The 13,356-nt window shown below is 48.2% G+C and carries 17 protein-coding genes and 1 pseudogene; 11 read left to right on the plus strand and 7 right to left on the minus strand.

Features of this window, described 5'->3' with window-relative positions; all coding sequences use genetic code 11:
* Positions 1-54: 54 nt before the first annotated feature.
* On the plus strand, positions 55-582 hold the full coding sequence (gene msrA, locus AC0YOA_RS37160) for a peptide-methionine (S)-S-oxide reductase MsrA (protein WP_475790796.1): 528 nt from the start codon (positions 55-57) through the stop codon (positions 580-582).
* Positions 583-592: 10 nt separating this feature from the next.
* Here the strand turns inward: msrA and AC0YOA_RS37165 are convergent, their stop codons facing one another.
* Positions 593-697, minus strand: coding sequence for an IS3 family transposase (locus AC0YOA_RS37165; RefSeq protein ID WP_475790797.1), 105 nt, complete (start codon positions 695-697; stop codon positions 593-595).
* Positions 698-774: 77 nt separating this feature from the next.
* Between AC0YOA_RS37165 and AC0YOA_RS37170 the strand changes: the two genes are divergently transcribed.
* From AC0YOA_RS37170 to AC0YOA_RS37190, 5 genes and pseudogenes are all read left to right on the plus strand, one after another.
* Positions 775-891 carry a WGxxGxxG family protein gene (locus AC0YOA_RS37170; RefSeq protein ID WP_475790810.1) on the plus strand — a complete coding sequence of 39 codons (117 nt, stop codon included), beginning with the start codon at positions 775-777 and terminating at the stop codon, positions 889-891.
* A 96-nt stretch (positions 892-987) separates the two neighbouring features.
* Entirely contained in the window at positions 988-1,611 is a 624-nt protein-coding gene (locus AC0YOA_RS37175) for a TetR/AcrR family transcriptional regulator (protein WP_475790798.1), read from the plus strand.
* A 61-nt stretch (positions 1,612-1,672) separates the two neighbouring features.
* A complete protein-coding gene (locus AC0YOA_RS37180; RefSeq protein WP_475790799.1) occupies positions 1,673-3,436 on the plus strand; it encodes a YhgE/Pip domain-containing protein in 1,764 nt (587 codons plus the stop codon).
* Positions 3,437-3,477: 41 nt separating this feature from the next.
* A complete protein-coding gene (locus tag AC0YOA_RS37185; protein WP_475790800.1) occupies positions 3,478-4,041 on the plus strand; it encodes an NAD(P)H-dependent oxidoreductase in 564 nt (187 codons plus the stop codon).
* A 232-nt stretch (positions 4,042-4,273) separates the two neighbouring features.
* Positions 4,274-4,414: pseudogene (locus AC0YOA_RS37190) on the plus strand (aldo/keto reductase); the annotation flags it as partial.
* A 533-nt stretch (positions 4,415-4,947) separates the two neighbouring features.
* Here the strand turns inward: AC0YOA_RS37190 and AC0YOA_RS37195 are convergent.
* The 3 genes from AC0YOA_RS37195 to AC0YOA_RS37205 form a co-directional block, all read right to left on the minus strand.
* The gene (locus tag AC0YOA_RS37195) at positions 4,948-5,364 is read right to left on the minus strand and encodes a VOC family protein (protein WP_475790811.1); all 417 of its coding nucleotides are present in this window, start codon (positions 5,362-5,364) and stop codon (positions 4,948-4,950) included.
* Positions 5,365-5,942: 578 nt separating this feature from the next.
* Positions 5,943-6,458, minus strand: a complete 516-nt coding sequence (locus AC0YOA_RS37200) for an SRPBCC domain-containing protein (RefSeq protein ID WP_475790801.1) — start codon at positions 6,456-6,458, stop codon at positions 5,943-5,945.
* A gap of 51 nt (positions 6,459-6,509) precedes the next feature.
* Positions 6,510-7,472 (minus strand): NADP-dependent oxidoreductase, encoded by a 963-nt coding sequence (locus AC0YOA_RS37205; protein WP_475790802.1) that lies wholly within the window; start codon positions 7,470-7,472, stop codon positions 6,510-6,512.
* 181 nt (positions 7,473-7,653) lie between these two features.
* On the opposite strand from AC0YOA_RS37205, the gene AC0YOA_RS37210 reads away from it, so the two are divergent.
* The gene (locus tag AC0YOA_RS37210; protein ID WP_475790803.1) at positions 7,654-8,001 is read left to right on the plus strand and encodes a winged helix-turn-helix transcriptional regulator; all 348 of its coding nucleotides are present in this window, start codon (positions 7,654-7,656) and stop codon (positions 7,999-8,001) included.
* 289 nt (positions 8,002-8,290) lie between these two features.
* On the opposite strand, the gene AC0YOA_RS37215 is transcribed toward AC0YOA_RS37210, so the two are convergent.
* On the minus strand, positions 8,291-8,509 hold the full coding sequence (locus tag AC0YOA_RS37215) for a hypothetical protein (RefSeq protein WP_475790804.1): 219 nt from the start codon (positions 8,507-8,509) through the stop codon (positions 8,291-8,293).
* A gap of 480 nt (positions 8,510-8,989) precedes the next feature.
* Between AC0YOA_RS37215 and abc-f the strand changes: the two genes are divergently transcribed.
* The gene (abc-f, locus tag AC0YOA_RS37220) at positions 8,990-10,477 is read left to right on the plus strand and encodes a ribosomal protection-like ABC-F family protein (RefSeq protein ID WP_475790812.1); all 1,488 of its coding nucleotides are present in this window, start codon (positions 8,990-8,992) and stop codon (positions 10,475-10,477) included.
* A gap of 534 nt (positions 10,478-11,011) precedes the next feature.
* Here abc-f and AC0YOA_RS37225 read toward each other — a convergent pair.
* Positions 11,012-11,428: a VOC family protein gene (locus tag AC0YOA_RS37225; RefSeq protein ID WP_475790805.1), complete on the minus strand. Its 417-nt coding sequence runs from the start codon at positions 11,426-11,428 to the stop codon at positions 11,012-11,014.
* A gap of 226 nt (positions 11,429-11,654) precedes the next feature.
* Between AC0YOA_RS37225 and AC0YOA_RS37230 the strand changes: the two genes are divergently transcribed.
* Positions 11,655-11,828: a hypothetical protein gene (locus tag AC0YOA_RS37230; RefSeq protein ID WP_475790806.1), complete on the plus strand. Its 174-nt coding sequence runs from the start codon at positions 11,655-11,657 to the stop codon at positions 11,826-11,828.
* Positions 11,825-12,196, plus strand: coding sequence for a PIN domain-containing protein (locus AC0YOA_RS37235; protein ID WP_475790807.1), 372 nt, complete (start codon positions 11,825-11,827; stop codon positions 12,194-12,196). Before AC0YOA_RS37230 ends, AC0YOA_RS37235 begins: the two co-directional genes overlap by 4 nt.
* Before the next feature lie 52 nt (positions 12,197-12,248).
* Here AC0YOA_RS37235 and AC0YOA_RS37240 read toward each other — a convergent pair whose 3' ends face one another.
* Positions 12,249-12,422 carry a TetR/AcrR family transcriptional regulator gene (locus tag AC0YOA_RS37240; RefSeq protein ID WP_475790808.1) on the minus strand — a complete coding sequence of 58 codons (174 nt, stop codon included), beginning with the start codon at positions 12,420-12,422 and terminating at the stop codon, positions 12,249-12,251.
* A gap of 712 nt (positions 12,423-13,134) precedes the next feature.
* On the opposite strand from AC0YOA_RS37240, the gene AC0YOA_RS37245 reads away from it, so the two are divergent.
* A partial coding sequence (locus AC0YOA_RS37245) for a glycosyltransferase (protein ID WP_475790809.1) occupies positions 13,135-13,356 on the plus strand: 222 nt, incomplete at its 3' end.

Genomic DNA, 13,356 nt, shown 5'->3' on the forward strand with positions numbered 1-13,356 from the left:
ACATGGAGAGCGAGGGCTACGGCAAATATCTCGATCAGATTGAGGAGGTTTAACATGCATCAGCGCGCTGTACTCGCTGGGGGATGCTTCTGGGGAATGCAGGACTTGATCCGCAAGCTTCCCGGCGTCGTCTCGACTCGCGTCGGCTATACTGGCGGTGACACTCCGAACGCGACCTATCGCAACCATGACACTCATGCTGAGGGGATCGAAATCGTCTTCGATACAGCGGAGACGAGCTACCGGCGCATCCTGGAGTATTTCTTTCAAATCCACGATCCTACGACGCAGAACCGTCAGGGCAACGATATCGGCACAAGCTACCGTTCGGCGATCTACTATGAGAGCGACGAGCAGAGAAAGGTGGCGGAGGAGACGATCGCCGACGTGAACGCGTCGGATCTGTGGCCGGGCAAGGTCGTCACCGAAGTGACGCCTGTCGGCGACTTCTGGGAAGCAGAGCCGGAGCACCAGGACTATCTAGAGCATAATCCGAGCGGCTACACCTGCCACTTCCCGCGCCCCAACTGGGTCCTTCCCAGGCGGGAGGCCGGCGGCGCCCCGTCAAGTAGACAACAATGAAATAAGAGCACTAAGCAGCCTTAGTTCGGTACTCCACCGGACTAAGGTTGTTTAATTTCTTCTGAAACCGCTTGTGGTTGTAAAAGTGAATGTACCGGTAAGAACTTGATGTCATAAAATAAAAAAGCTGCGATTTACGCGAGCTTAGTCATGACCAACGAGAAACATATTCGCAAAAGCCGTCTTTTATAGATATGTCTAAATAATGATAATGGTACGGATTGGGGCTGGCTTGGCCTTCTCGGTCTGATCGGTTTAGCGGGTCTTAGAGGTAAAAGCCGGGAGCGTACTTATCCGTATTCTGCATGAATACTCCACGCCGATGAATTGACTTTCGGATGAAAATCGTTTACTATTTCGTTATACAATCGTTGAATGAAATCAAAGAAAAGTGAGGCGATTGCAGTGAAAAGGATTCCCAGGACAAGCAGAGACCTGCAGGCGGCGGAACGCAGAGGACAAATTCTTCAAGGTGCCAAGGACTTGTTCGGGGAGCATGGCTTTCACGGAACTTCAATGCGGATGATCAATAAGTACGTCGGCATCACCGATGGTCTGCTGTATCATTATTTTCCCGGCGGGAAACAGGAAATTTTGGAGACGATCTTCGTAGAGGTGCAGGAGGCGAGGATGGAAAGCATGGATAAGCTGCTTGCATCAATCAAGCTGAACCAGCCGCTGGAAGATGCACTCGCCCAGTTTCTGATCGGTTTGTACGCGACGCTGACGGAAGACCGTTCATTCATCCGGATAATGTTCCGTGACGCGGAGTCCATCCAATCGGAGCGACGTAACTTTATGTCCGAGATGATCAAGCTGCGACACCTGACGCTCACTGAGGTGCTGAAAAAACGGGCGGAGGCAGGCGAGATCCATGAAATGGACTACGCCTTGGCGGCCCATCAGTTGCTTTCGATCGGTGTCGTCTGTGCGCTGCGTGAGGTTTCTTTCATTAAGGTGGTTGACGACGAGATTGAGAGTCATATCCGAAACATGGTCGCTTTCTCCGTGTCCCATTGGCGGAAGTGATTTCTTTTTCCTCGTTTTGTTAACCGAACGTAGAATGAATTAACTGGAGGCTCAAACTTTCATGATCCGTTTTTTTCGACAAAAGCATCCTTATCTCACTATCTTCCTTGTCTTTCTCGTTGTGCTCGTCCTCGGCCTGGCGCAGCTCGGTTCAAGCGTTAATCCGGTGCCGCGCGACCTGCCCGTGCTACTAGTGCAGGGCGATGTCGGGACAATGACGCCCGCCGGCGACACGAATTTCGGCCGCGACCTATCGGTGCGCCTGCAGAATGCCGAGCCGCCGGGAGGGGAAGGGCCGGCGCTCGTCTGGCGTGTCGTCTCTTCGGAGAAAGCTGCAATCGAGGCAATGAACCGCCAAGAGGCCTACGCCGCGCTCATCATTCCGGCGAACTTCTCGAAGAAGGTGGCGAGCCTGCTTTCGCCCGATCCGCAGTCCGCCTCCGCCGTCCTGTACGTTAACCAGGGCATGAATTACAACGGGGCGACGATGGCGAACGGCATAGTGACGCAAATACTCGGCGGTGCCAACGCCAAGCTTCGCGAACGACTGCTGGCTCAAGCCGGGCCGGGCGGTACGCTGACGCCCGCGCAAACGGACGCGCTCGCCGAGCCGATCCAGGTTTCGAGTCGCAGCATTAACGCCATTGGCACAAACAGCTCGAACGGCAACGCGCCGGTCGTGTTGACCCAGCTCGTCTGGTTCGCTGCGATGGTCTCGACGATGATGCTGTTCGTGGCGGCGAACCGGGCGACCACGAACGGGTTCCGCCTGCATCGCTTCGGCATCCGCGTATCCCAAATTCTAATGGGCATAGCCGCGTCGGGCGCCGCCGCGCTTAGCATCCTCTGGATCGCCGGCCAATGGTTCGGCCTGCACATTCCGGATTACAGCGGCATCGGCTGGTACTTATTTTTCGTCTGCTTCGTGTTCTTCCTGGTCCAGACGACCGTCGTCAGCTGGCTGGGCGTCGTGGGCATGCCGCTCTTCGTGCTGCTCTTCTTCTTCGAGGCACCGTTACTCGCGCTACCACCGGAGCTGCTGCCGGCATTCAGCCGCCGCTTCCTGTACGACTGGCTGCCGCTGCGGTTCGCGGTGGATGGGCTTCGGGATCTGTTTTATTTCCGAGGCTTGAATATGGGAAGTCCGACATGGACGCTGGCCGCGATTGGCGTCGTTGCCGTCGTCTTGATCCCTTTATCGGTGTTGAAGCGGCACCGGACGGCCGATATCGAAATGGAGAATAAACTCCCGGCTGCGGACGTACCCAGCGACTTTTCCCGCGTGGAGGTTGAAGGGAATGCCGGGCATTATGCGTTCTCGAACCCGATTTTCAACGTGGAAAAGGAAAGCGTAAAGCCGTTATCGGTAAACGGCCAGCTGCCCGCGACCGACGAGAGGGATAGAGGCGTTACGCTGAACTTTTCAGGAGCGACGAATAATACGGGCGTGACGCAGTACAAGATTTTGCAAAACGGCGGCGAATTGAAGAATGTAAGCAAGCCGCAAGAGGATACGGTGCAGGAACCGGTTAAAGCCTCGGAAGCGAGCGAGTCGGCGGCCCAACCGGCGCTCGCGGAGGTAGCGGCTCACGCGGACTTGCCAATCAAGGATAGCGAATTCCGCAATGCCATTCGAGGGTTTTTAACCCCGTCTCAGCCCGCGAAAGACGATGGGCATTTCACCGATAAAGAATACCGGAAGGTGCTGCTGAAGCTGAAGGATGCCACTAACAAGGAAGCGGACCAATTTGAAGTAATGTCCCCCGATAAAGCCTACCGGGAAACGCTAAAGAAATTGACAGGGCTCCTAAAGGAAAACGAGTAAGGAAGCGCGTTTGAACAACCATCAAGAGAGGAGATCAATCGATGAAAATCTATATTGTTTATGATAGTGAAGCGGGGCATACGGAACAACTGGCCCGTTCCATTGCCAAAGGGGCCCAAAGCGTTGATGGCACTGAGGTGTTCATCAATCACGTTAATAAGGCAAACGTCAGAGATCTTGCCGATATGGATGCGATTATCTGGGGATGTCCCGGACACTTCGGCACGATTAGCTCCGGCTTAAAGGAATGGATCGATAAGCTCGGGTATTTGTGGGCAAATGGGACGTTAGTTGATAAAATCGGCGCGGTATTTTGTACGACGGTAACCATCCATGGCGGTATCGAAGCGACCCTGCTTAACCTGATTACGCCGATGCTGCATCAAGGCATGATGGTTGTCGGCTTGCCGGCTAATATACCGGAGAATGCTCTGTACGGCAGTTATTATGGAGTCGGAGTGACGTCTCCTGTCGAAGATACCTACGATGAGCTGATCCAATCGCTATACACGAAGGGTCTCGGGCTAGGGGAAGTCCTAGGAAAGCGCGTAGCCAATACTGCAAACACAGTTGCGGCAGGCAAGAAATTGCATGGAAATCCTTGAATAACCAAAGGCAAGTACCCGCGATGACATCCTCGCCGGGCTTTTATGAACGAGAGCTCAGTCTTATTGCACTGGTCGCGATCTTCTTCTTGTTTGCGCAGGATGGCGCCGTTCGGCCTGTTTGCCGGTAACGACGGCGTACAAGGTGTGCATATGATGATGTATAATTGTCTGGTGACAAGAAAATAGTAACATTGAAAGCCGCGTAAATTGTGGCTTTTTGTTTTCCGTTGATGCGAGCCTCTACAGCCTAGGACTGGACTACATTGACCTTTATTACCAACATCGACCTGATCTAAATACCCCCATCGAAGAAACGATCGGAACGATGGCTGACCTTGTTAAGCAAGGAAAAATCCTCTACATTGGCCTATAGCGGCATTTGTGTTGCGCGACTTTTCTAAAAGGTAGCTTTTTTCGGAGTAACTATAGCATCACGGGATTGGTTATGTTCTAACAAGGCTAAGGATATAAGTTCTTGTCTTGATGTTTGGGCAACAACTTATATCCTTAAAATAAAAAAACGCGATACTCGGGGTCAATAATGGATTTAAGATGATATATTTAGTACATAACCAGCTGTCGCCCATTTGTCGGAAGTCAAGAACTTGATCCATTAAAACTAAATTTCTTCAAGATTATTGTTAATTTTTTTCCGGGATCATCTTTTAATGAGTTTCTTCTTGGTACTAAAAAAATAACTCTTTAATAAAATGATGTCAGACAACAAAATTAAATTATGTCCCAGCTTTTGTGTCATTGGACACACAGCCAGCAATATGAAATTAGAATTATAGACTCATCTATGCAACCAACAGATTTCTCTTTTAAACATCTGAAAGCTGCCGGTGCAAACCGGCAGCTTTAATACCATCATGTTTTGATCTTCTTAGAAACCAGGAATGCCTACTCCTGGTTTACAGCGCTCATGTCCATATAGGCAATTTCCCACAGATGCCCGTCCAGGTCTTCGAAGCTTCTAACGTACATGAAGCCATGGTCCGCCGGATCTTTGGACTGCTTGCCTCCCGCGGACAACGCCTTGTCCGCCAGTTCGTTTACATGCTCCCTGCTATCGGCAGAGAGCGCGATAATTCCCGCAGCAGCGCTGGCGACATCTGCAACCGGCTTATTGATGAACGTCAGGAAATACGATTCTGTGAGCAATTGCACGAACGTATTATCGTTAATAATCATGCAGGCCGAGTTATCGTCGGAGAACTGGGGGTTGAACTCGAAGCCTATGGCACTAAAAAATTCCTTTGTCCGAATTAAATTTTTTACTGGCAGGTTCAGGTAAGTATAGTTCGATTTGTATGCCATTTTTTGGGTCACCTCATCATATTTTTCGGACACATTTTTCGCATCCTTTAAGGGTTATATTCTCCAATGTCTCTTTCTCGATTAGATTACCCTAAAAAGCGCTTCTAACTTATAATAAATGGATATAGAATCACATCTCCTTGTTAACAACCTATTTCGGCTTATGAAGTTCGACATATCTTGTCCGGCTGCGGAGAATTTACCGTACTTCCGGCGCCCGGCGATGAATTCGGCGTCGTGCCGCCTGCGCCGCAAGCAGAGACGGAATCATTAGTACGCTCCATAGCATAATCAGGTTGCTCTTTTTCAACTATCTTCAACCTCACAGTTAAACGGGGTAACAAGGTCAGTTTAACAGAGACGGATCAAGATAAGATGAAGCGGACATCAAGATGAAATAAAGAATGGAGTAGATTCACATTTTGTTCAGATTTCTGCTTACCCAAACTAAATAAGTCTATTAAACCACTCTTCGCTGAGGGCGGAGTCTATTCATTGTATTTTATTGTCCTTCTACAGCTGATAGCTGCTAATATACGTGGAGAAGAAAGCGGTGCCTATCGTGACTATTTCGTTCGTCATTTGACCTCGTTCAGGAGCTCTTCCAGGCGATCCCAAGTTTCAGTGATGCCCTGCAGCATGCCCATGTCGATGACTTGCTTGAGCGCTTCCGCCGAGACGTACGTGGCACGGTTGACGAGCTTCGTCTTACCGCCGAGATCGACGAATTCGAGTTCGATGTCAGTTGCCGGCATGTCGGTGTTTTTATTTCCTTCGGCATCCGAGAAGTAATCGACGTAGTCAATTCGCTGCGGCTCGGAGATTTTATGATAGATACCCAGGCCCCACGATTCCATGCCGTAAAAGTCGCCTTGGTTTCGATCGACGCATTTCATGCAATAGTGCCATTTGCCACCCGACCGGAAATCGACGCTGACGAACGGAACGTCCCAGCCCCGCGGCCCCCACCAATGTTTCAGGTGTTCGGGCTCCTTAAACATTTTGAACACGAGCTCTTGCGACGCGTTGAACACGCGCTCCAGCACCAGCACTTTATCGTTTTCTACCCGGGAAACCATTGTGTTCGTCGACATGATAAATCCTCCTCGAGATTTGGGATTGCTTTTCTATGACCGTTGTCTTTTCTAGATGGGATTAGCACTCAATAGTATTCTTCCGCGACTATGCCTGCCCTCACTTCGCAAGTGTGCATCCTTTACCTCGTTCAGTGGGTATATTCTGTCAATTTTCGCTTTGATTGTACCATCCGCGAGTAGTTGCGCTATCGCTTTATTGTCATCATACGTCGGAAACGCGGTGCTATGTTTGGCTGTAACCTCGAATTCGTGTGCCTTCTCTTGGGATGGCGGTTGCACCAACGAGACGATGCATCCACCTGGTTTCAATACCGGCCATGATCGATCTTGCGTACTTCCTCCAACTGTATCTACTACCAGATCTACATCCTTTAAGACTTCTTCAAATGGAGTCGTCGTCGTATAATCGATCACGTGGTCTGCTCCCAATAATTTCAAAAAATCGAGATTAGCGCTCGAAGCGGTGCCAATCACGTTGGCGCCTTTCCATTTAGCAAGTTGAACAGCGAATTGCCCTACCCCACCGGCCGCAGCATGAATCAAAACGGTCTGACCGGATTTTAGATTTCCTTCTGTGAACAAAGCTTTCCAAGCGGATTCGGCACCTGCTCCAATTGTCGCTGCATCATCAAGCTTGAGATTTTCGGGTACATGCAACAACCCGTTTAATCCCGAATATGGTTCAGAAACTGAAACGATCCCATATTCTGAATAAGATCCTTTCATTTTGCCGAAAACGAAGTCGCCTGCTTTGAATCCCGTTACATTGTCGCCTACGGATTCAATAATGCCGGAAACAACTGTTCCCGGAATAAACGGCAGCGTCTGGGAAAATATATCCTTCAGTATTCCACTGCGGATTTTCCAATCCAATGGAATCACTGCCGCATATACAACACGGACAAGAACTTCGCCGGACTGCGGCTCCGGACGTTTCACATCTTTTAATTGCAGCACATCTGGGTCTCCGTATTCATGCACACATATTGCCTTCATCAATGATTCTGGCATTTGAATTCTCTCCCTTTTCTTAAAGTATTCTGCCTTAGCTCTGCCTTTCAGCAATGCCAGTTCAGCTTGTATTGTTTGTGTTCCTTGTGTTCCTTGAATTATAATTTCTTGTGCAGCATTTTCTCAATAACGCACTTTTGAGTAACATAGTTTCCATTTGGATATAAAAGGAGAATCGAATATGGACGAGGAAAATCTTTACTGTCCTGTCCAAGCGGCTCTGGCCGTAATTGGCGGAAAGTGGAAGCCTCATATCTTTCGGCACCTGATCGGTAGAGCAAACCGCTTTGGAGAATTACAGAGCGCTTTGCCGTACGTAACACGAAAAGTACTTACACAACAACTTAGGGAGCTGGAAGAAGACGGTGTCGTCATCAGAACCATATTTCCACAAGTCCCTCCTAAAGTGGAATATTCTCTTAGTGATTACGGCAAGACTCTCGTTCCGATTATTAGCTCGCTTTCTGGTTGGGGACAAGTACATATCGAACGCGACATTCATGACGGAGCCAAAAAGGCTGATGCCTGACATTCATAATCCACTTTAGCCGCAATACGTGTACTTTTAACCTATGTCTCTGCGGCCCCTCCCGATTAGGAAGATACATTCCTTAAGATAGCACATCCGCATGACTACTAAAATTGGATGGTTGTTGTGTTATCCTGCCGTTGAGAAGACGGCAGGCATTGTTACTGCTACCGTCTCTTCGTGCATAATGAGCAATAGTTCCTCGTCAGTTGAATAAGGCGTAATCATTTTTTTCGACTACCTTGTGATAAGCAATTGACCCAGTCGGCTTCTACTTGTGCCCTGTCGCTTAACTCAGGTTCAAAAGAAAATGCCGCGTGCCTTGATAGGCGTCTCTCCATCCCATCTTCGCGTAGAATCGAAGTCCATCGAGTCCCTTGAAATAATAGGCACCGAGTAACCGCTCCTTGAAAATCGGAATCACTTTGCCGGCTTTCGCTTGATAGTCTTGATACGTCTGAATGACGCCGCTCCTCGGCATATGCCGATCGAGAATGGCAAGGTCCACGAGGAAATCTCCCACGGGCAGAATCGTTCGACCCTCGGCTACCGCTATCTTACGACCATACTAAAAAGAGGTTGACCAGAAAGATCTGGTGACCTCTTAATACGAAAGGGCAGGATAGTGAAATAACAGGAATCAAGCGATGGAGCATGGCGAAGCTGCGCAAGGATTCAGCCTAAACGGGACGGCGCAGGTTGTAGTTAAATTACGATTGTGATAAACTGTACGTAATTTTGATGACGGGAGTTGGACGAATACATGTAGAACTTTCTTGCTGCGAGATCACGAAAAGAATGGACTCAGCTATCGGCTGTGGTTGGTTTATTTCGTCTCTGCAAGAAAGGTCTGCATTTCGTTTGCGCTCCCTATCCGGACAGTCATCCGGCCCCTTGGAATGGGGCCGGATTTCCTCGTATGGATCAGAGCCGCAAGAAAGCACCTTTCTTGCGGCTCTTTTTATTTCCATACGAAAGGATGATCGCCATGCCCGCGATACAGGTATCCAATCTTACTTTTGCCTATCCAGGTAGCTATGACCTTATATTCGAAAATGTTCATTTTCAAATTGATACAGACTGGAAGCTGGGGTTTACAGGGCGAAACGGTCGGGGGAAAACGACGTTCTTTAACTTGCTACAGGGGAAATACGAATACAGCGGAACGATCTCCGCATCGGTCGCTTTTGATTATTTTCCGTTTCCCGTCGAACATCCGGAATATTTGACCGTCGACGTCATCGAAGAGATCGTGCCAGGCTATGAGCGCTGGAAGTTGATGCGCGAACTGAACCTGCTTAAGGTTTCGGAAGACGTGTTGTACCGGCCATTCGAATCGCTGTCCCAAGGCGAGCAGACGAAGGTACTGCTGGGCGTGCTATTCATCCAGGACAATCGATTCCTGCTCATCGATGAGCCGACCAATCATCTCGACTTTCACGCACGAAAGCTTGTTGGCGATTATCTGAATACGAAACGCGGTTTTATTCTTGTTTCACACGATCGGACATTTCTCGACCGCTGCGTCGATCATATTCTATCGATCAACAAAACGAATATCGAAATCCAAAAAGGCAGCTTCTCCAGCTGGTGGACGAACAAAACTCGCCAGGACACGTTCGAATTGGCACAAAACGAAAAGTTGTACAAAGACATACAGCGTTTATCGACTTCTGTCAAACGCACAAGCGGCTGGTCTCACGAGATCGAAAAATCGAAAAACGGCACACGAAACTCCGGCTCCAAGCTGGACAAGGGATACGTCGGTCACAAAGCAGCAAAAATGATGAAACGCGCGAAATCCATCGAGCAGCGGCAAAATGCCGCTGTAGAGGAGAAGTCGAAACTGCTCCGAAATATCGAACAGTCAGAAAGCCTTGTGATCTCTCAGCTCGCATATCCCAAATCCGAACTGGTCGTGCTGGATCACGTCACGATTTACTATGGGGAAAGACCGGTTTGCGCGAACGTTCGTTTGACGATCGAACAAGGGGATCGGATCGCAATTTCAGGTCCAAACGGTTCGGGCAAGTCTAGCTTGCTCCGCCTGCTCAACGGCGAGGCGCTTCAACATACAGGCACGTTTCGGCTGGAGCCGCAGCTTTGCGTTTCCTATGTATCCCAGAGTACCTCTCATCTGCGAGGATCACTTTCCGATTATGCAGCAGAGCACGGAATCGACGAAAGCTTATTTAAGGCCCTGTTGCGTAAGCTTGATTTCGCCCGCATCCAGTTTGAGAAGGATATGTCGGCGTTTAGCGGCGGGCAGAAGAAGAAGGTTCTGATCGCGAGAAGCCTATGCGAAGAGGCTCATCTGCATATTTGGGACGAACCGCTCAACTTTGTCGACGTGATTTCTCGGATGCAGATTGAAGAGCTACTGCTTGAGTACGAGCCGACCATTGTGTTCGTGGAGCATGATCGGGAATTTCACGACCGTGTCGCCACGAAAACGATTGAACTCGGTGGGGGTTAGACGGTCTAATGAAGCGAAAAATAAATGGCATCTGCTCGTTAGAGCAGGTGCCATTTATTAGGTCTTTATTCGTCAGGTCTGCAAATTTGCCAGTTCTTCAGTGGCCTCCTGTGAATGACGGGGTTCTTTACATCTTTTTATTTATTAACGCCCGTTCTAACCCAGTGAAAGACCGATGGCAGCGTTGTCGCCAGGCGTTCCGAGCCAATACCCGTATGCTTGGGCTGCCTCAATAAAATGTTGCATGGCTTCCGGCGCAGGAGATCCTGGTTGCACGGAATCGAGGGGGCGGCCGATGTCGTTAAAAAATTTACCCATTTTCACCGTCGTAGCGACCAGTAATGTTACATTTTCACGCGAGACGTTTCTCCAAGCATGCTTTTGGTTTCCCGGAATATCAACGGTATCGCCGGCTTCACAGACGATCCAGCTAACGCCGTTCCAAGATTCAAGCTCTCCTTTGTTGCTGATTTGGGGTGCGAACCGGCAGCTTTAATATCATCATGCGTTGACCTTCTTGAAAACCAGGAATGCCTACTCCTGGGGTACAGCGCTCATATCCATATAGGCAATTTCCCACAAATGCCCGTCCAGGTCTTCGAAGCTTCTAACGTACATGAAGCCATGATCCGCCGGATCTTTGGACTGTTTGCCTCCCGCGGACAACGCCTTGTCCGCCAGTTCGTTTACATGCTCCCTGCTATCGGCAGAGAGCGCGATAATTCCTGCAGCGGCGCTGGCGACATCTGCAACCGGCTTATTGATGAACGTCTGGAAATACGATTCTGTGAGCAATTGGACGAACGTATTATCGTTAATAATCATGCAGGCCGAGTTATCGTCGGAGAACTGGGGGTTGAACTCGAAGCCGATGGCGCTAAAAAATTCCTTCGTTCGATTCAAATTTTTTACTGGAATATTTAAGTACGTATAGTTCGATTTGTAAGCCATTGTTTGGGTCACCTCATCATATTATTTTTTTTGGCTGGGAACATTTGTTCTCATTTCTACTCTGCGATCTAAATATACTCTTTCGGGAATATTCTTGTCAAGACATGCAATATTATTTTTTTGAAATGACGATTTATTATTTTAACGCAAACCATGCCAGAGAAGGTAAATCGTCACATCGAATATCTCGAAGAAAGTTTCTATGTACTTAAGGGATATTCAATCGATGAAGCAAGAGAAATCGTGCAGAAAAGACGTTCTGCCGCAAATAATTATTGATGAATTCGCTCGTAACAAAGAGCGTGTCATCGAACAAAGTAGCCGCAGCATGTCTAGTACGTTGAAACGAGTAAAGGAGGTAGTGGAGAAATTTGGAGACCCACAGCAAAAAACATTGTGATATCGGAGCTTAACGACATTGATCTTCGTCTTCCTATTTTGGGTGAGGCTGCAGAAGATACGGTTAGCCGAATAGAAAAGTTATTCGCGAGTACTCCCATAATTGAAATTTCAGATGCAGTGAAGATCCGTGCAGCACAGCGAGCTATCGATAAAACAGCTCCTTTTCACAGACAACGAAATGGAATTGACGATGTGATTCTAATTGAGGTTTACATGGATGTGATTGGAGAAGACGAGGTAGCCGGGAATCGGTTTGCCTTTATCTCGCATAATACTAATGACTTTAGCCACCCGAATGCAAATAAAAAGTTACCGCACCCGGATATTGAAGATTGTTCAACTCGGTTATTTTTTGCCGATCTATAAATTCAATCTTTCCTCACCAGGCCTCGATAACGTTAAAACTGACTCAAATGATCTAGAGAATCATATTTGCTTGATAATGGAGATAAAGTGCCCTCTTGTTAAGATTCGCCTTTTCCGAGATGTCGTTGATCGTAATGCTCTCGAAGCTCTTCTCGGACATTAACACAATTAGAGTGTTATTGATTGCTTCCCTCGTTTTCATTATTCTTCTGTCTACTTTAGGCATGATGGTGGGTCACCGTCCTTTGATGATTATGAACAGATTTAAATCAAATGTTGATTAGTTGAAAAAAGCCGGGTTTTTAACGATTGAGATTTTGTTGCGACCCTTTATAATATGAATCAATGTTCTTTTTTGGGGATTCCAACACCGTTATCACTAATCTCAATACTTATCCCATTCTTCATCTGAAACAATTGAACATGTTTCTTTCCATCTGGAACATCGATAGCTTCCCCCATCGTAAAATTTGATTGCTCCTGATTCAATAGAGTTAATAATGACTTCTTCATCAGTGATTGAAAGATTAAAGCCCGAGGATGTGAAGGTTGAGGTCCTGATCTACGGAAGAGGTCTTTGGTTAATGTTCCAGTCGGTGGACAAACGGGTCAAGTAGGCCAAACCGTATATGAGAATACCCAATGTGGCTTCCGATTAACGCTCCCGGACAGTTGGAAAGGGTACACGATCGTAACGGACAAATCGGCGCAGCGCCTATCGGCTCTGGTGAGCCGACACGCAATCACAAATACGTGTTCGCACTTCCGTCGCGCTATAACTTTGCCTATCTTGATGGCTGCCAAGAAGCGGAAGACATCTTGAAGAGCAATCCAATTCAACTGATGAGCTCGAAAATTAGCGAGTCTTAGGCAGCAAAGTCAATTTTCAGATAAAAAACATTTAACGTATGCCCAGCGCAAAAGAAAGAGGTTCTATTATGACAAAAGTTATCATTCCCATTACACCTGTATATGGACACGTCGCTCCCATGCTGTCCATAGCAAAAGACCTTATTCGCCGCGGTCATAAGGTGACTATTATTACAGGATCCATATTCAAGGAAGCTGTCGAAAAGACAGGCGCCGCATTCGTATCATTTACTGGTGCAGCCGATTGGAAGCCCGAGGAATTATTAGACCCCGAGCGACTCGCCCTCGAA

It is taken from the genome of Paenibacillus sp. JT22N12, from assembly GCF_056269365.1.